The organism is Solemya velesiana gill symbiont, from assembly GCF_002020805.1.
Lineage (GTDB): Bacteria > Pseudomonadota > Gammaproteobacteria > Chromatiales > Chromatiaceae > Sedimenticola_A.
This window is the reverse complement of the sequence record NZ_MPRJ01000028.1, coordinates 15,874-33,017: the sequence shown is the minus strand read 5'-3', so window position 1 is coordinate 33,017 and position 17,144 is coordinate 15,874. Positions and strand designations below refer to the sequence as shown.

The 17,144-nt window shown below is 53.4% G+C and carries 17 protein-coding genes; 9 read left to right on the top strand and 8 right to left on the bottom strand.

Going from position 1 to position 17,144, the window contains the following annotated elements; all coding sequences use genetic code 11:
- Positions 1-407 precede the first annotated feature (407 nt).
- The 4 genes from BOW53_RS05925 (at position 408) to BOW53_RS05910 (ending at position 5,091) form a co-directional block, all read left to right on the top strand.
- On the top strand, positions 408-1,280 hold the full coding sequence (locus tag BOW53_RS05925; protein WP_078486708.1) for a hypothetical protein: 873 nt from the start codon (positions 408-410) through the stop codon (positions 1,278-1,280).
- A 9-nt stretch (positions 1,281-1,289) separates the two neighbouring features.
- The gene (locus BOW53_RS05920) at positions 1,290-2,312 is read left to right on the top strand and encodes a BadF/BadG/BcrA/BcrD ATPase family protein (protein ID WP_135607024.1); all 1,023 of its coding nucleotides are present in this window, start codon (positions 1,290-1,292) and stop codon (positions 2,310-2,312) included.
- 330 nt (positions 2,313-2,642) lie between these two features.
- Complete coding sequence (locus BOW53_RS05915) at positions 2,643-4,604, top strand: acyl-CoA dehydratase activase-related protein (protein ID WP_172838791.1); 1,962 nt, start codon at positions 2,643-2,645, stop codon at positions 4,602-4,604.
- Between the two features lie 154 nt (positions 4,605-4,758).
- A complete protein-coding gene (locus BOW53_RS05910; RefSeq protein WP_078486702.1) occupies positions 4,759-5,091 on the top strand; it encodes a hypothetical protein in 333 nt (110 codons plus the stop codon).
- Positions 5,092-5,287: 196 nt separating this feature from the next.
- Here BOW53_RS05910 and BOW53_RS05905 read toward each other — a convergent pair whose 3' ends face one another.
- Positions 5,288-6,184 (bottom strand): Tim44 domain-containing protein, encoded by an 897-nt coding sequence (locus BOW53_RS05905; RefSeq protein ID WP_078486700.1) that lies wholly within the window; start codon positions 6,182-6,184, stop codon positions 5,288-5,290.
- Positions 6,185-6,355: 171 nt separating this feature from the next.
- On the opposite strand from BOW53_RS05905, the gene BOW53_RS05900 reads away from it, so the two are divergent.
- Positions 6,356-7,063, top strand: coding sequence for a DUF3581 family protein (locus BOW53_RS05900; protein WP_078486698.1), 708 nt, complete (start codon positions 6,356-6,358; stop codon positions 7,061-7,063).
- Positions 7,064-7,184: 121 nt separating this feature from the next.
- Positions 7,185-8,219, top strand: coding sequence for a thioredoxin family protein (locus tag BOW53_RS05895; RefSeq protein ID WP_172838790.1), 1,035 nt, complete (start codon positions 7,185-7,187; stop codon positions 8,217-8,219).
- A gap of 52 nt (positions 8,220-8,271) precedes the next feature.
- On the opposite strand, the gene BOW53_RS05890 is transcribed toward BOW53_RS05895, so the two are convergent.
- From BOW53_RS05890 to BOW53_RS05860, 7 genes are all read right to left on the bottom strand, one after another.
- Positions 8,272-9,546, bottom strand: a complete 1,275-nt coding sequence (locus BOW53_RS05890) for a PAS domain-containing protein (RefSeq protein ID WP_078486694.1) — start codon at positions 9,544-9,546, stop codon at positions 8,272-8,274.
- Complete coding sequence (locus tag BOW53_RS05885; protein WP_172838789.1) at positions 9,530-9,862, bottom strand: transporter substrate-binding domain-containing protein; 333 nt, start codon at positions 9,860-9,862, stop codon at positions 9,530-9,532. Before BOW53_RS05885 ends, BOW53_RS05890 begins: the two co-directional genes overlap by 17 nt.
- Before the next feature lie 273 nt (positions 9,863-10,135).
- Positions 10,136-10,399, bottom strand: coding sequence for a hypothetical protein (locus BOW53_RS05880; RefSeq protein ID WP_078486690.1), 264 nt, complete (start codon positions 10,397-10,399; stop codon positions 10,136-10,138).
- Positions 10,400-10,492: 93 nt separating this feature from the next.
- Positions 10,493-12,142 (bottom strand): EAL domain-containing protein, encoded by a 1,650-nt coding sequence (locus BOW53_RS05875; RefSeq protein WP_078486688.1) that lies wholly within the window; start codon positions 12,140-12,142, stop codon positions 10,493-10,495.
- A gap of 33 nt (positions 12,143-12,175) precedes the next feature.
- On the bottom strand, positions 12,176-12,964 hold the full coding sequence (locus tag BOW53_RS05870; protein WP_135607022.1) for a PAS domain-containing protein: 789 nt from the start codon (positions 12,962-12,964) through the stop codon (positions 12,176-12,178).
- A gap of 24 nt (positions 12,965-12,988) precedes the next feature.
- Positions 12,989-13,759 carry an ABC transporter substrate-binding protein gene (locus BOW53_RS05865; protein ID WP_172838787.1) on the bottom strand — a complete coding sequence of 257 codons (771 nt, stop codon included), beginning with the start codon at positions 13,757-13,759 and terminating at the stop codon, positions 12,989-12,991.
- Positions 13,760-13,992: 233 nt separating this feature from the next.
- Positions 13,993-15,156, bottom strand: coding sequence for a hypothetical protein (locus BOW53_RS05860; protein WP_078486681.1), 1,164 nt, complete (start codon positions 15,154-15,156; stop codon positions 13,993-13,995).
- Between the two features lie 232 nt (positions 15,157-15,388).
- Here BOW53_RS05860 and BOW53_RS05855 point away from each other — a divergent pair, with 232 nt between their 5' ends.
- From BOW53_RS05855 to BOW53_RS13505, 3 genes are all read left to right on the top strand, one after another.
- Positions 15,389-15,775, top strand: a complete 387-nt coding sequence (locus tag BOW53_RS05855; protein WP_078486679.1) for a thioredoxin family protein — start codon at positions 15,389-15,391, stop codon at positions 15,773-15,775.
- A gap of 257 nt (positions 15,776-16,032) precedes the next feature.
- Complete coding sequence (locus tag BOW53_RS05850; protein WP_078486713.1) at positions 16,033-16,389, top strand: sulfur globule family protein; 357 nt, start codon at positions 16,033-16,035, stop codon at positions 16,387-16,389.
- A gap of 184 nt (positions 16,390-16,573) precedes the next feature.
- Positions 16,574-17,089 carry a sulfur globule family protein gene (locus BOW53_RS13505; RefSeq protein ID WP_172838786.1) on the top strand — a complete coding sequence of 172 codons (516 nt, stop codon included), beginning with the start codon at positions 16,574-16,576 and terminating at the stop codon, positions 17,087-17,089.
- Positions 17,090-17,144: the final 55 nt, after the last annotated feature.

The window sequence follows — 17,144 nt, the reverse complement described above, 5'->3', positions numbered from 1 at the left end:
CCCCTTGGTTTGGGGAACAACGGCTCAATGATTTTGTACTGCTCTTTCGTTAGTTCCATAGAGTGGCATTTTACTGACTTTTACGTGAACAGGCCCTACCAACCACAGAACCAGTCCCTGTAATACGCGGTTGTTACGAAATGGTGTTGAGGCCACCTGACCCACCCTACAGTTAAGTTACATTTTTATTACATAGTTACTAATATTGTAGATGAATAACTCTTTTTGTATGCTTTTGGCTCGACTATCGCACATGATCAAGGATAGTGAGCACCCGTACTGTAAGGCCATGATTTTACAGATGTATTATATACAATCTCTGTATAACAGCCTGCAGAAAACGAAAAAATACAGCTACTTGAAGGCTATAATTGATTGCTGGAAAGTGCACGAATCAGAAGAGCAAAATGGACGCTATTGTAGAGAGCAGTTTCAATGGATTCTCACTGGAGCCGCAGTGGATAGATTCCTGCAGCCTGTTCATTGATGCAGGGATAAGCAATCTAAGGCTACGGGTGACAGGGCCTGAAAGGGACATTCTCTACGACAACCTTATTCCCAGTAACAGCGATATCAATGGGCTTTTGCACCAGCAACTGGCTGCGTGGGATTTTGGGCTTGGTGAGGATGCACGGGTTTTTATTACCGGCAAGCTGGCAAGCACGGTAAGAGAGAACCTTGGCTGCGGAAAAGTCATACTCCCCGCAGCTGTATTCTGGTTGGCAGCGAGGGATCTGATCAATCTGCCTGAAAATGCTGCCGTGGACTCCCTGGCGATAATCGACCTTTCCGCCTCGGGTTACCTGTTGATCGGCATCGATCGTTCAGGACAACTCAAGGATGATCTACTGCTGGCCAATCCTCGCTGTGGTGCCGGTTCCGGCATAAATCTCGATCGTGTACTGCAGAAACTGGCGGTAACCAGTGATGAAGTCGATGAGTTGCTGGGCAGCTACCTGGGTGACGAAGGGCGGGAGCAGCGTGAGAAGGTAATCGTCTGTGCCGACCGTTGTGGCGTGTTCGCCTCCTCCGCCACCATCTCCGATAAGAACCAGGGGATTCCGCTGGATATCGCCCTGGCCACAACCCTGAAATCCGAGGTACTCAAAGCGTGCAAGAAACTGCACGATGGATTTCAGAAAGTCTATCCACCGGGCGCATCTTCCGCTGGCGCTATGCCCGGGATTGCGCCATGGATTTACTGCGCTCCCTGGGGGTGCAGGAAATCGAATTCGACATCGAGAATACCGGGGGGTTGGACGCCATGGCTGGCCTGGTAGAACGGGTTGGTGCGGAAAACCTGGTACAGCCTGATGAACGCCTGGTGCCCTGCCCCGGAAGAACATCCTGCCTTTTCCGAGCTGAAATCTCACTACGATGCGAATGGCCACTATCTGCGTCTTCCGGACAACCCCATGCATCCCAACGCTGACGAGATCCTGGTCAATCAGCCTGTGATCATGGGACTGGATGTTGGCTCCACCATGGCCAAGGTGGTGATAGCAGAAGCCGCTACAGGCGACATCGTCTTCCAGTCGGCCTACAGCAACTCCGGCGACACCATAGAGACCATCAAGCAGGTATTCAGGGATCTCATCAATACCGATGTTGAGCGACTCCAGATATCCAGTATTGGTATCACAGGTTCCGCCAGGTACCAAGTACAGAAGGCCCTAGCCCATATCTATCCCGACATCGAGGACAGGGTCTCTGTACTGGTGGAGAACTATGCCCATGCGCGCGGTTCCATCAACCAGGCCCGGCGCCACATACGCCATCTGAAAGAGCAGGGAGTCAGCGAGGCCAACGAGGATTTCTGCGTACTGATCGACATCGGTGGCGAAGACACCAAGATATCCACCATCGCCCTGGAGCAGGCGGAGCTCTTTGACAATACCATGAACCTGAAGTGCTCCGCGGGAACCGGCTCCCTGATGGACACCCTCAGTGCCATGTTCCAAATCGGCAGCGTTTCCGAGGCCTGCGAAGCGGCCTATGCCGCCCCCCGCTCTTTTGCCATTAACACCACCTGTGCCGTGTTTCTCATGGAGAATGCAAGCAAACTCCAGGCCCAGGGGGTACCCGATGGTGAGATCCTCGCTTCTGCGAACTGGGCCATCGTGGAGAATATGGCACGCACCCTCTGGAACCAGCTGGAGCTCCCCCCAATACGGTGGTCCTGTTGCACGGGCAGACCATGCTGTCTGAACCCTTGCCGCTGGCGGTTACCCACCGCCTGCACAACTACCTGGGCAGTCCGGTCTACGCCCTTGTCCCACCACAGCCTGGGCACCGTGCCTGTATCGGCTTGATCAGAACACTGATGCAGGCAGCCCCCCCCGGGCCACAAGGTCATCGCCCTGGGCGATTTCGTCGAAACCCATTTTGAAAAACGCATCATCCTCTGCAAGGGGGCCGCCTGCGACGACGATTCAGCCCGCTGTAACCGCTGCTCGCTTAAATGCAAAGACACCTCAGGTTCAAAGGTCTCTTTCACGCTGGGCGGATGCAGTGCAATCAATGAATTACTGGGACAGGCAGGGAAGGGGAAGAAAAAGATCGAACAGCCCCGGGATGCCTACAAGGAGACCTGGGACTACATAGACAGCCATCACCCCAGAACTGATGACCCCAGGCGGCTTGTGATTCCACGCAGCTTCGCCGTCTCCGAGTGGGCCTACTTCCTTGCCCGCATTTTCGAGCGGTTGGAAATCCCGGTGCATGTCGACAATGTCCGTGACAGCGACCTGATCGAGGCGCAACCGGACTTCAACATCGACAGTTGTGCACCCCATATCGGTGCCGTGGACCAGTTTCGGCGCCTGGCCGCCGAACCACATGGGATGATCCTGGCGCTACAGATCGACACCCTGCCGACTGATGGAAAGAGCCGTGGACTTACCTGCACAACCAATCAAGGCGGTGTCGCGGTGGCAGGTAACCTGGCAAAACTGGCAAATCCACAGGCGCGCATTCATCTCACCCACCTTAGTCTCGAGTGCCTGGAAGCCGGTTACATCTGCGACCAGTTATCCGGCAGATTGGAACCGCTGTTCAACTACTACGGAGTAGCACCCAGACCCTCTGAGTTGGAGAAGATCATCCAGGAAGCCCTTGAGGATCGTCAGCGTTTGCGCAGCGAGGTGGCCAATCTTGCCGCCGACCTGGCGGAAGAGGCCCTGGCGGATGGGCGCCAGGTGGCGCTGGTGGTGGGACGCGAATACATCCTCAATCCGGGAATATACGACAGCCATATCCAGCGGCTTTTGCGCGACAAGCAGATGGCAGCCATTCCCTCCTACGTTCTGGATATCGAGTTGGACAAGGATTACAGCCAGATTTACTGGCGCAATCCTCACTTCATCCTCTCCCTGATGAGTGCCGTCGCCCAAAGGCAGCTGCATAAACGCCTGCATCAACCTCGACTCAGCGAGATCTTCCGCCGGATAGAGGAAGACCCTGCCGAACCCCTTATTCCAGTGGTGCAGATCTCCACCTTCAGCTGCGGCCCTGACAGCATCATTGCCCACTATGTTGTCGAGATCATGAGGCAGCGCCCCTTTCTGCTGATTCAGTCGGACGCCGTCATCAAGGAACTGGCACACCTGGAAAACCGGGTGAATACCTACGTCAAGCAGCTGCAACAGGGGCTGCACAGTAAACTGCACATCGACGGGGAAGGTCACTTCGATGTGCGCACCCTCAACGGATTGACCAGCCAGGAACCCCTCAACCGGGAGACTGACGTCATCTATTTTCCCACCCTGTCGGACAACCGGCCCCTGTCGGCTGTATTCCGCGGTGCGGGCTATACCTGCATCGATAACTACGATGACGAATCCTACAGCGTGGAAGAACTGGTTAAAGAGGGCCGCAAGGTTGCCGGTGATGCGGTCTGTGCACCGCTGGCGAGCATCTATGCCGACTTGGCCCGGGGAGTGGACGATTTTGCCCGGCGCAAGCAGAACAATGACCCCCTTGTGGCAGGGAAGAAACGCCTGCTCTTCTTCGACAGCCAGGGTTCCGGGCCCTGTCGCCAGGGTCAGTACCCCAATGCCCACAAGGTGCTCTTTTACCATTCGGCCGGCGGCCAAAACGTAAATGAGGAGGCCTGCAACGCACTGCCCAGCGGGGGGCTGTTCCAGCTCCTGATAGCCAACGAGGACGAAGGATATGACGCCGGCTTCGAGGAGTGGTTGCTGTTACGGAGTTACCAGGGAGTGATTCTCCAGGGCGTGTTGCGTGACCTGATGTTCCAGGGAGGTGTGGCCTGCCAAGACTACGATGAATACAAGCGTTTCATCAACAACTACTATCGTCTCAAGGCAGAGATCTACCGGCTCCTGGAGTCGTTCCGCGGTCCCGGGCCCGTGGGCAGACGGTTGCTGAAGATGTTGGGTGACGACAACCGGCTCGCCGCCACGGTAAAGTACTTCCTGTACAGGATTCACGCCCACGAATTCAAACGCTTCGCTTCAAAATGGAAAGTCCAGCATCCACTCCCCGGTGATCCACTGAATATCTGGATCTCAGGCGAAGGCTATATGCGAGTGGCCCAATCCGAAGATATCTTCCGCATACTGTTATCAACCCTTGGGTATTGAAACGACTGAGGCGGCCCTTGGGCGAAAGAGTGATAAGTGGGCTGAGAGACAAAATACAGGTCAGCTCAAGGAGAGAATACGTAAAATAAAACGCCTGAGGTTCTTCCTGCGGCATCTTCTTGCTGCCCCACTGTATAAAGCTGCAAAAGTGCCGATGCCTCTGGAGAGTGCAGAGATGATGCAAGCCTCCAAAGAATTGTTGCCGACATCGCGTCCTCTCGGTGAACTGGCGCCCTACGTGGGCGAAGCGCTTATAGAGTTGCGCAAAGGTCTGGATCTGTTCCTGAACGTTGGCCCGAATGGCTGCATGGTCTCCTCCATGGGAGAGGTGCTGACGCCAAGCATCATGCACGGGAAAGGTATCGAATCGGGCCGCATCCAGAACCTTTTCTCAGCCGATGGGGACGTCAACCAGGAGCTGTTGACCATGGCTGCACTGAAGGCAATGGGCCCGGAGCGCTACTATCGGACCAAATCTACACTCTAGGGATAATTGCGATTACTCAAGGTAGGAGCCCGGCACCTTCCAGGCATAAAATCCTCCGGGCGATAGCGTTGCTCAGGATTTGATCGCCCAGAGGACCGGGCTCCTACAACAATTGGTGAATCTCCCGAAAACCCGCAATGGACCAAAAAAAGACCTGCTGAACGCAGGCCTTTCATTAGTCAATAAGGGGTACAGCTTATACCTGTTGAATACCGGCGATATGCCAATCCCCTTCAGGGCTGTCCCAGCCGTGAGTCACATGCCAGAGTTCAGCAAATTCGCTGGCCTGTGCACCCCCCCCTTCCCGTATCAATCCGGAGAAGTGGACACTGGCCACCACCTGGTCGCCCTCCCGCTGCAGGGAGACGATTTCGGCGTTGAGGGTAACCACCTCGGTGAAGTGTCGCTCATCACCCTGATTCAGGCGCTCAGCCTGGATTTCTGCATAGAGCTCAGGGGTGGTGTATTCGGCTATGTCCTTCAGATCTCCCTTGTCCCAGACGGCCTGCAGGCGAATGAAGTGGGTCTTGGCACCCTGGGCAAAGGTCTCGGTATTGAACCAGGCAGGCGCCTCGAACGGCATGGTATCGGCTGCCGGCCCGCCGGCCATTTCGTCCTGAAAACGGGCATCACTGCCATGATCCACAGCCTCATTCCCCCGAATCTGGGGATTCATGCCGGATAGCCCTGCTGCCTGGGACTGGGCAGCCTTACGCCCCATTGCCCGCAGCAGCATCATGCCACCGAATACCAGGACCAGTATCAGCAGGATATCCATGGGCTGGATGCCCTCGAATGCGTCACCGAAAAAGAGCGAGGCGAGCAGACCGCCTGCCGCAAGACCGGCCAGGGGCCCCAGCCAACGACTGGCTCCTGAGGTGCGGGCGGCACCTGCAGCAGCGGCATTGGTAGTTGTCTGCTGGCTGCTGGTGGTGTTTGTGCTCTTGCTTGGCTGCTTCATCCTGGAGGAGTTGTACTGCTTGCCAAAGCTCTTGCCGAAACCGAAACGTTTCGCCTCCGCCTCATTGACAGGCACAACAGCCAGCGCCAGAACGGCAAAAACCATGGAAAAAACACTGAAAGTCTTATGCATGAAATGGATCCTGTAATTCCACAATTGTGCGGTATTATCCCTCAATCTGCGGACCCTGATCAAAAATTACTGAATTCCCTCATCACAATCTCTGTTTCAGGACTTCAAACCATGGCCCCACCCCTGCTAAGATGCAGCCCCAGGTTACACCAAAAAATTACGAATAAATTTATGCACTTAAATGACTACTTTTCCCTGAACAACGACAGGGTCCTGTTTACCAGGGAACAGGGAAGCCGATTCGCCAAGAAAGTTGCCGGAGATTTCAATCCGCTGCACAACCCGGATTCCAAGCTCTTCTGCGTACCCGGAGACCTGCTCTTCTCTGTAGCCCTTTCGAAATACGGTGTAAGCGAGCACATGCGGGTGGTCTTCTCCGGCATGGTTGGCGATGGCGTGCCACTCAATTTCCCCGAAGCACAGAACGGCAATATCGATATCGTCGACGACAGCGGCAAAACCTACCTGAGCATCGAGCGCGACGGGAACACCTCCACTGATCCCCAGTTGGTGGAGACCCTGGCGTGCAACTATGTCCAGTTCTCGGGAACCGCCTTTCCAAGTGTGCTCGTACCACTGATGAAAGAACACGGGGTCATGATCAACCCGGACCGGCCGATGGTGATTTACCAAAGCATGGAGATTCACCTCGATCGCCTGGACATTCAAGAGCCTATTCTTGAGCTGTGTGACACGTCACTGGCGTTCAATGGACGAAAAGGAAACATCTGCCTGGAGTTCTGTGTACGGGCCGATGGCGAGTTGATAGGCAAAGGTGCAAAATACATGGCCCTGCGGGGACTGCGAGATTTCGAGCAGGACAAGATCCAGATGCTGGTAGACGACTACGTAGCAACCAAGGCAGCATACGCCGGCTGATAATAAAAAACACCTGATCCGGGAACAACCAAAAACAACCATCCCCGGAATGAATTTTGACCGCGGCTTGCGGTCCAATTGCGGACACAACAAATACAAAGTATCACCGGAGGAGCGCGAGATGTTCGCTTATAGATACCTAGCCGCCGTGGCTATCACTTGCCTGCTGTTTTTCCCCTTCACTTCCCATAGTGCGACAACACCCCCTGCCCAGGGAAAAATGACCGGCGGGAAACAGACCCATCACCCCGATTGGTTCAAGGAGAGCTTCCTGGATATCGCAGAAGACGTCGAAGAGGCGTCGGATGCCGAAAAGCATGTCATTCTGTTCATGCATCTCAACAACTGCCCTTATTGCTACAAGATGACAGAAGAGAACTTCAAGCATGCACCCTATACGGAGTTCATCAAGGAGAATTTCGATGTCATCGTCATCAATATCAAGGGAGACCGCGAGGTCGCTTTCGACGAGAACACCACTGTCATCGAAAAGGATCTCGCTGACATGCTCCAGGTCATGTACACACCGACCATCATATTCCTGAATCCTCAGAACAAGACTGTCGCCAGGGTCAATGGCTATCGCTCAGTCCCCAATTTCAAGCATATCCTCGATTATGTAGATGAGAAGGCCTACACGAAGACCTCACTGGCCAAATACCTGGATGAAAAGAAGAGTGGCGGCAGTTATAAATTCCGCGATCATCCGCAACTGAAAACTGAGACCAATCTACAGGAGCTTGCCGATAAGCCTCTGGCCGTACTGTTCGAAGACAAAGCCTGCGTCCTGTGTGATCAACTCCATGACGGTCATTTCAGGAATGCCGAGATCAACGATGTCCTGAAGAATTTCACCTTCGTACGTTTCGATGCCCTTTCCAGTGAAACCATCATCGATGTCGAGGGAAACAAGACCACGCCCAAGGCCTATACCGAGAAACTCGGACTCAACTACCGTCCCGGCATCGTGCTGTTCGATAAGGGCAAAGAGGTGATCCGTATAGAGAGCATGCTCTACACCTACCACTTTCAGGAGGTGCTGCGCTACGTGGGCGAGCGCCACTACGAGAAATACCCCGAGGATTTCTATGAGTACCTCGGAACCAGGTCAGAGGCGATCCTGAAATCAGGAAAGGACATCGACCTGTCGAAATAAGGCCCGGGCCTGTCAATACTGTTCGGCCGCCCGGTTTCCGGGCGGCCCCCAGCTACTTCTTCTGCTCCCTGAACACCACCACGGCACCGGAATAGTCCTTGTCGGCTATAGGATACGCCGAGTACTCCACTGCCACCGGCCTACCCTCAGCGTGCCAGAAGACTTCTCCGCCAACCCGGGAGCTCTTGCCTTCACGATAGGCATGGTAGATGGGGGACTGCTGCTCGGGATAGGACACGCCATCGATTCTCGAGTGTTGAATCAGGTCATGCAGGCGGCTGCCAATCACTTCATCCCGTTCATAACCCAGCACGCTCAAGGCAGAACTGTTGATGAAGGTACAACGCCCGACGCCACTCAAACCGAAGATGCCATCACCGGCAGACTCGAGTAACAACTGTTGTTGACGCTGAAGGGCCGTCATTTCGTTTTCGATACGTTTCTGATCGGTTACGTCGAGCTCAATAGCCCCCAGCATCTTCTCATCGCCGGCTGCATCTTCCACGGGAAAACAGAAAAGCTGCCAGTAGCGCTCATCCCACGGTTGTGACTTGATCGTCTCAATCAACTTTTGCTGATCCAGGGCGTGCTGCTCCTCGTATTGAAAAGCATCCACCTTTCTGTCAGGCCAGATATCGGCAGGCATCTTGCCGACAACATCTCGTTCGGTAAGCTGGTTGGTTCTTTCCCACGTGGAATTCACGAAAATGAACCGACCATCTGAATTCTTCATGTAAGCGATGCCCGGCAGATGCTTCATGAAAGCCCGAAAACGTTCATTGAGCTGTCTGATCTTGGCTGTCTGACGTTCAACCTGCCGCTTGAGTACAACAAAACCAATCAATAGAAAGAGCGTGATCACAAGGATGAAGCCAAATACCCCCAGTACCCAGCTGGGCAGTTCGGCAGTGTTGTCGTTACCAAACCACCGCTCCTGAAGCTTGTAATAGATGGATCCTCGATCCGCTTTCAGGCGCGTGATATGGTAATCGATACGCTGTATGCGCTTGGCATTTTCCAACTGGTCATTCAGGGGGGATAGAGCAATACGTATCTCGGCAGGATTGAAGATGACCGATGACTTGGACACTGAAAAATCCGAAAGCAAAGACTTGTCCAGCGAACGGTTGACCAATCCGGCATCGGCAGGTCCATCCGATACCCAGGCTAAAACAGCCTCGTAGTTATCGACCTCAAAAAAACGGACATCGATATCAAACCGGCGGACGATTTCCTTGAGATCGGCAAAATGAACGTCTTGCGACACGGCGACGATAGTCATGCCATCAAGGTCGAGTGACGACTGGATTTCATCCTTTCCAGCCATCACGATCTGCCCCCCAGTTGACGAAGAAGCTCTCTCTATTGAAGTCGTAGCGCCGCGCTCTTCCCTCGCTCACCGAGACAGGAGAGAGCATGTGAATTTCCCCAAAACTCAACAGGCTGTTGCATTCATCCCAGTCACATGTGACATATTCAATCCGCCAATCCTCCTGATCTGAGATGTACTTCAGCAAATCCGGAACAAAGCCACTGGGCTCCCTGTTGCCTTCCACGAACGATAAGGGGGGATTGTGATAGATACCTAACCGTATGGTTTCCTGGGCAGCGGCCACCGGAAAGCTGATGCACAATGACATCATCAGGACGAGCCTGATCAAAAAAGAACTCGGAAACAAACGGTTAGGCAAATTCATCTGAGCATGATGCCCTCCAAGGCAGAGTGGACCTCTTTCATCGGCCGTACAATCCCAGGTACTTCCGGTACCAGAACAGGATTAGCCCCGCGCGCTTCCCATGGATAAAATATCTTTCCATTTTCCTGGCAGCCGGGGAGCCAGTATGGAAATCATACCAATAGAAACCGGAATGAAACAGTTACGGGGAGATTCGAAATCGGGCCTGAAGGAGATATTCTATTTTGCTGCTGCATCGAATCCTGCGCTTGCAAGATATTGACAGAGATGCCGGACATCCTGTTTTGGCAGAACAGAACTGTGGTGGGGCCGATGCAGCATGCCCTCAACCCCATTCAGGATGATTCTCACGCGCGCCCCGGGCAGTTCCTGGAACTCGGCCCCAAGGGACTTCAGCATGGACTCGATCTCCCGCCAGTGAATATTGCCACTCACGGGTTCCTTGAAAATGGAAGCCAGTATTTTTTGGTGTTTGTGACTCATGCTTCAGACTCTACCCTAAGTCAGGCCGGGTGTCGTATCGTCTGTAATTATAGGTCAGTCAGGAAGCGTGCCGCCACTTTTTCAGCAATCGGGTCATATCCTGGGCTGAGAGCGGAACGCTGTACAAAAAGCCCTGGGCATAGTGGCAACTTCCCTGAGAAATTCTACCTGCTCATCGGTTTCCACGCCCTCGGCGATCACACTGAGGTTCAGACTCCTGCCCAAGGCGATCACCGACCGTGTAATGGCAATGTCATCTGAATCATCCGGAATATCCCGTATGAACGAGCTGTCGATTTTCAAGTGTGTGATCGGAAAGCGCTTGAGATAGGCGAGTGATGAGTACCCCGTTCCGAAATCATCAATCGCCAACTCGATTCCAAGCTCTCTAATCTTTCTCATAATAGAGATGGACTGCTCTGGCCGCTTCATCACCAGGCCTTCGGTCACCTCCAGTTCCAGCCAATTGGGATCACATGCGGTCTCCTCCAATACTCCCTTTATGCTCTCAATCAGGCTTTCACCGTTCAATTGGATACCGGACAGATTGACGGCCATTTTCTCTGGCCGTATCCCCTGCTCATTCCATTGCGACATCTGGGTACAGGCCTTGCGCAGCACCTGCTCACCCAGGGGCATGATCAGGCCTGTCTCTTCCGCCAAGTGGATAAACTTGGTCGGCGACACCATGCCAAGTTCAGGACGCTGCCAGCGTACCACCGCCTCCAGGCCAACCAGGTCTCCGCTATCCATATCAATCTGGGGCTGGTAATAGACGATCAGCTGATCTTCACTCAAGGCATTGCGCAGGCTCGACTCCATGAAGATGCGTTCGAAGGCCTGCTCAGTCATATTTTCGGTGTAGTACTGGAAGGTATTTCTGCCCTCACCCTTGGCCTTGCACATTGCCGCATCTGCGTTTCGCAACAGGGTGTCTGCATTGTCCCCATCCTGGGGATAAAGGCTTATGCCAATACTCGCAGTGAGATAGAGCATGTGCCCGTCTATATCTATTGGATTCTCAAGTACCTTGATCAGCTTTTGGGCCATCTTGGCCGCATGCTGGGACTGGCTCAGGGAATCCATGATAATGGTGAACTCATCGCCACCCAGTCTTGCAACGGTATCGTTTTCCCGCAGACACGCATCGAACCTCCCGGCTACCTCTTCCAGCACCTTGTCCCCGAAAGCGTGTCCGAGACTGTCATTGATCTGCTTGAATCGATCCAGGTCGATGAAGAAGACCGCCACCTGTTCAGATGCGCGGTGCGCCTTGTGAATTACCTGCTCGAGGCGGTCCATGAACAGGATGCGATTGGGCAGATTAGTCAGCGTGTCATGGTGAGCAAGGTGGTTGAGGTAGTCCTTCTGAGAACGTACCTCGTCCAACAACTCCATGTGCTCAGTAATATCCCGGGCCACCTCGATGACGGCACGCACTGATCCATCCGAGTTCTTCAATGGAGATGCAACCAGCTCCAGGCGCTTTACCTTTCCGTCCGGATAGAGATGGCTGTGAATAGCGGAAACGCGCTTGCCGGGTTTCAGTGCCACCTTGTAGGAACAGGGGTGATCGTCACCGAAACAGGGGCCATCGAACTGATAATTAGCCTCGAAAAATTTGAGGTTGACCTTGTCCGAGAGGCAGGCGCTATCGGGATTCTCCCTGGCGACATCGTTCATCAGCTGGATGTCATAGTCCTGGCCTATCACCATGATGGAATCGCCAACGCTATTGATCACGCTCTGCAGAAAATCACTCTCGTTTAAGATCTCCTACTCCATCTCGACCCGCTTGGTCACATCATGGGTAACACCCAGCAATCGGGTAATGTTGCCTTCAGAATCCTGCACGGGGGCAGCATGGGTCTCTAGCCAGACCTTCCTTCCCTTCAATCCCGTGGCCCTGAATATCAAAGTCCCTGAGTCTCCTTGGAAAACCCTTCTGGTCAATGCATCGAAATCTTCCCTGTAATCTTCGTCAACCAGGTCTGAGATGGAGGCGTTTCGCACCTGGTCAATGGAGTCGGCTTCGATCATTCCCAGGCCAGCCGCATTCATACTGATCAAGTGACCCCGGTTGTCCAGGGTTTTAACGCAGGCTGGTTCCGCCTCGATCAATGTCCTCAGATATTTTTCGCTCTGCCGCAGTTTCTCTTCCATGAGATAACGCCCGGTTATGTCCTCCACGAACGCCAGGGCCGCCATTACACTCCCATCATCATGACGCAAAGTCACTGAATTGAACTGGGTGGGGATATTGTGGCCTTGCTTGTGCCTCAGTGCTATTTCGTAGTTTCGACGTTCTGTTGTCGCTATGTTCGCGATCTGTTCGAGAAAGACCTCACGGTTCTCCTCGTCCACGAAATCCATGGGAGTCTTGCCCTGCATCTCCTCTTCGGAGTAGCCGAGAATCTCACTCAACCGTTCATTAATCTGAAGCGTCTTTATATCCTGATCGATCAACCATATACCCTCGGGGGCTCCATTGAAGACCGTTCTGTACCTTCGTTCACTCTCAGCCAGCTCGGCTGTTCTGATTCGCACCATCCTGCGCATCTGCATAACCAGCAGCAACAGTAAGAGTGATTAGATGATGGCAGCCGTGACAACCAGGAACACCAGGTTTTCATCGATCCAGCGCATCCATTCCGGAGTCTTTTCTCCTTCCTCGTAAACCAGGCCGTCAATGGAAGAGCCTGTATCTATGAAACCTAGTTCGGCAAAAATATCCCTGATGTGCTCCCAGCGCTCGGGGTGCATATAACCAATATCCACCAGCAGCGGCTGAATCAACTCCCGTGAGGCACTTGCCTCGTAGAGCAGGCGCCCCCTGCTCATTCCCTGGGTGTTGTATTTGACATTGAAGCTGATGGGAATCCTCTGGTAGTCATCTTCAGTCAGCCCTGACCTCTTCAGGGTCGCCTGGAGGGCAGCATCCTGAAAACCTTTGCCGATCATGATGCGACGACCTGCCAGGTCCCCGATGCGCTCTATTCCGGAATCACCCCTTACCAGGAAGGCATAGGGACTGTGCTGATAGACGGTTGCCAGGGCAACAACAGGCTTTCCCTGGGCGCGGGTGATAACGATATCCGAGCCACTGACAGCGAATGCCGCGTCCCCATCCAGCAATACTTCCAGGGGAGATCTTGCGCCTTCATGCTCGCTGATCTGAACATCGAATCCCGCATCGCGATAGAACCCTTTATCCAGAGCCGCATAGTAGCCTGCGAACTGGAACTGATGTTTCCATTTGAGCTGGAGAGTAACTGCCTGAAGTTGATTGTCTCTATCAGAGAACGAGGTTGATTGGGCGAGCGCTGCCGACGATACAAACAGGCAGGAGACGACAATCAAGAGAGAGCCTGCCCTGAAAAGAGCATGAAACGGTTTTATCAGATGATAAGCTAAAATCGATTGCATCCCCACCGCACGCTGTTTGTAGCCTTGAGTATTTTAAAGGATCGCCATCAAACCGCAGGGATCCAAAGTCAACTCGTATTTTAGTCTAGCGGCAGATCAGAGCAGCTCTTTACGATCATTCTACGGCACAAATCACAGGGTATTCTGTCAGCTGCGAGGTGAGCGAATCACTCTTTAGACCAGTAATCCGTCTCAATTCCTTCACCCAGGTCTGCATCGATCAACCGTCGTCTAACCTCCAGCAGCTTCTCGATCAGCTGTGGCTCGTGTTTTTCGTAAGCCTCCGCATCGGGTTCACGCTTGACCACGACACCAAGCAACTCGGTAATGGCGTTGCCGATTGAGTTCTGGCTGATGGTAACGATCAACTTGCCCTGGTCATTACGATAGATCAGCTGCTTGAATGCCGGCTGCCAACGGATCGCATTGGCATACTTGGCATCGGTTATGCAGCGGTCACGTACCTTTTTGGCAGTGGCCATGAAATCGTTGTTGAACAGCAGGATGTGCTCAACCTGGGACGGAAAGTTAACGCTCTTTGGCATTGCCGTATTCCGGGTTGAAACCTGGCTGAAGAAGGTACGGTAGAAATCGATGAAGCCTTTGAGAATCTCATCGTACTCTTTCCAGAACCGGATATCCTTCAAAGCATCCACACCGCCCTGTACCTCCCAACTGGGAAGGCCCTGGGGGTAGCCCGTCAGCCCGATCATCGAGTGATCACTGCTCACCGGTTTCAGGATTTTCAGATCCAGGGCTTCAAAGAAACGACGGTATACATCCTTCATATAGGATTGAAAGAGACTGTGCTGACCACCGTCGGTCAGGTTCGGATTGCTGGGATCTGCCAGGTCTGCATCCCGCAGCTGGGCCTTGTCGAATACGATGAAGTGGTTGTGCAGCATGCGGATGCTGGGAACACCGGGCGATGTAAGCGGCCAGGTGGCATCGAGGCTCGCCTCCCCCGCCAGGACCAGATGGTCATCCGGATCAGGGTACTTCTCCAGCATATATTCAATGACGATCTGGTTCATCCGGTTCCAGACATGTTTAACATTTTCCGGGACCTGGGTGCGCCTTACCGGCCTGCCCAATGGATTGAGAATGCACTGGGAAGTGTTGTAGATGATCGAGGTGTCGAATTCGTTACTGTGCCCCAGTGCCTTGCGGTAGAGCAGCAGGTTTTCGGGATTCATCAACAACCCGTTGTTGTGGACCAGGTCGTTGAGATTCTCCGTACTGTTGAAAAATTCATTGGGCTTCATCCCTTCCGGCACATCCAGAGGTATGGGGCGAAAAGGCGTTACGATTTCCCGTGGACCCTGCTGCATCACATCACTTCCCGATTATTTTTATATGCTCATAAGATACTGAAATAATTGAAGAATCGATTATCTGACGACATCATACAGACTAACCGGATATCCAGGCAATCCCGATAACCTGCCATCCCCATGATCAATTCCAGGCATTGGCTACAGGGGATTAAGGACACGCGGCTTTGACAGCGTGACCATCCTATGAATTAATCATGCGGTCTGTGGCTCAAACCCGTGGCTAAGCATGTCCTGGATTATTGTCGGTATCACAACCCTGTTCAGTCTTTTTCTCCTGTTCCAGTTGGTGGTTGTCTGGCAGGCGAAAAAGCAGATCGGCCGTACAGCCCCGGATACAGCTGTCACCCTCAATGCCGATGACAGCAGCCCAACCCTGCTCTACTTCTTCAGCCCCCAATGCAGCCCCTGCAGAGCCATGACGCCAATCATCAGTGAGATGAGCAGCAACAATGACAATGTCCTGAGCATCGACATCACCCAGGATATGGAGACCGCCCGCCTTTACAAGGTACGGGCCACCCCCACCGTGGTACTGGTAAAGGACGGCATCATTTCCACAGTTATGGTAGGGCAAAAATCCCGCATGGTACTTGAGAATCTCTTCGAGAGATAGTCAGGCTTCGTCAGAAAACTCACCGTCTGGAACCCTGCCGAATTCAACAGACGGCTGAACTACTAATCATTTTGCAAGGTAATTATTCTTTGTTTTTTCCATAACTTGCAGCAGTTCCTTGTATAAGAAAATCAGTGGAAAAAAATCTTTGACTATTTTATTATTTTTTATAATATTCTTTTTTCCCACTGGAGGCATAGCAGTATCCGGCTTTCAATAACAACTGATCAAAATTCTATTTATTGGAGATGATTATCATGAACAAAATTGCTAAGGCTGCTGCTATCGCTGCAATGCTCGCTGCTTCCGCTTCTGCTTCTGCCTGGTGGGGCGGTCCTTGGGGCGGTGGTCCCTGGAACGGTCTCGGTGACGGCTGGGGCGACGGTTACGGCGACTTCAACATGAACTTCAGCGGTCGTGGTTCCGGCTACGGTCACCCCTACTACGGTGGTTACGGCGCACCTTACGGCTACGGCGCACCTTACGGCTACGGCGCACCTTACGGCTACGGCGCTCCTTACGGTTACGGCGCACCTTACGGCTACGGCGCTCCTTACGGTTACGGTGCTCCGGTTGCTCCTCAGGCTCCTGCCGCAGCCGCTCCTGCTAAGTAAGATCTGATTTACAGACTTAACTAGCCACCAGGGACGGCCCAGGCACACGGATGTGCCAAAACCCAACACTATTTTTTACAAAATCAGAGCAGAGACTCTCGGATTTGGGAGACCCTCGTCGGACTACCCAAATCCGAGAGCCGCAGTACTCTACCAGAAACGCAAAAGGTTCACGGAAATGAAAATGATCAAAATTGTTTCTGCTGCAGCATTTGCTACCGCTTCTATGACTGCCAGCGCCTGGTGGGGCGGCCCCTGGAATGGCCTGGGTGACGGCTGGGGCGACGGCACCGGTTCTTTCAACATGAGCTTCAGCGGTCGCAGCTCTGCCTACGGTCGTGGTTACAGCTATGGTCACCCCTACTACGGTTACGCGCCTTACGGCCATGCCCCTTACGGTTACGGCGCGCCTATCGCCATGACCGAAGAGCACCAGAAAGCTATGGCTGAACAGCAGACCAAGGCCATGCAGGACGCCATGGAAGCACAGCGCAAGTTCGCCGAGCAGTTCACCGCTGATCGTGGCGCCATGCCCGCTCCTTTCGCACCTCACGCTGCACCTTTCCAGCACGAGATGCCCGAAATTCCTGAGATGCCCGCTTTCGGCGCCAGCCACGACGAGATCCGCAAGCAGATGGAAGATCGTCGCGCTGACATGATGAAAGAGATGGATGAGCGTCGCGCCCAGCGCAACATCTAAGCTGACTTCCAGCTTGCTCAAAAAACGCCTGCAGGTAACTGCAGGCGTTTTTTTG

Excerpts from the sequence above, each read along its gene's own strand:
- BOW53_RS05925 (WP_078486708.1), top strand. The coding sequence starts at position 408 with ATGGACGCTATTGTAGAGAGCAGTTTCAATGGATTCTCACTGGAGCCG.
- BOW53_RS05910 (WP_078486702.1), top strand. The coding sequence starts at position 4,759 with ATGCCTCTGGAGAGTGCAGAGATGATGCAAGCCTCCAAAGAATTGTTG.
- BOW53_RS05905 (WP_078486700.1), bottom strand. The coding sequence starts at position 6,184 with ATGCATAAGACTTTCAGTGTTTTTTCCATGGTTTTTGCCGTTCTGGCG.
- BOW53_RS05900 (WP_078486698.1), top strand. The coding sequence starts at position 6,356 with ATGCACTTAAATGACTACTTTTCCCTGAACAACGACAGGGTCCTGTTT.
- BOW53_RS05895 (WP_172838790.1), top strand. The coding sequence starts at position 7,185 with ATGTTCGCTTATAGATACCTAGCCGCCGTGGCTATCACTTGCCTGCTG.
- BOW53_RS05890 (WP_078486694.1), bottom strand. The coding sequence starts at position 9,546 with ATGGCTGGAAAGGATGAAATCCAGTCGTCACTCGACCTTGATGGCATG.
- BOW53_RS05885 (WP_172838789.1), bottom strand. The coding sequence starts at position 9,862 with ATGATGTCATTGTGCATCAGCTTTCCGGTGGCCGCTGCCCAGGAAACC.
- BOW53_RS05880 (WP_078486690.1), bottom strand. The coding sequence starts at position 10,399 with ATGAGTCACAAACACCAAAAAATACTGGCTTCCATTTTCAAGGAACCC.
- BOW53_RS05870 (WP_135607022.1), bottom strand. The coding sequence starts at position 12,964 with ATGCAGATGCGCAGGATGGTGCGAATCAGAACAGCCGAGCTGGCTGAG.
- BOW53_RS05860 (WP_078486681.1), bottom strand. The coding sequence starts at position 15,156 with ATGCAGCAGGGTCCACGGGAAATCGTAACGCCTTTTCGCCCCATACCT.
- BOW53_RS05855 (WP_078486679.1), top strand. The coding sequence starts at position 15,389 with ATGTCCTGGATTATTGTCGGTATCACAACCCTGTTCAGTCTTTTTCTC.
- BOW53_RS05850 (WP_078486713.1), top strand. The coding sequence starts at position 16,033 with ATGAACAAAATTGCTAAGGCTGCTGCTATCGCTGCAATGCTCGCTGCT.
- BOW53_RS13505 (WP_172838786.1), top strand. The coding sequence starts at position 16,574 with ATGATCAAAATTGTTTCTGCTGCAGCATTTGCTACCGCTTCTATGACT.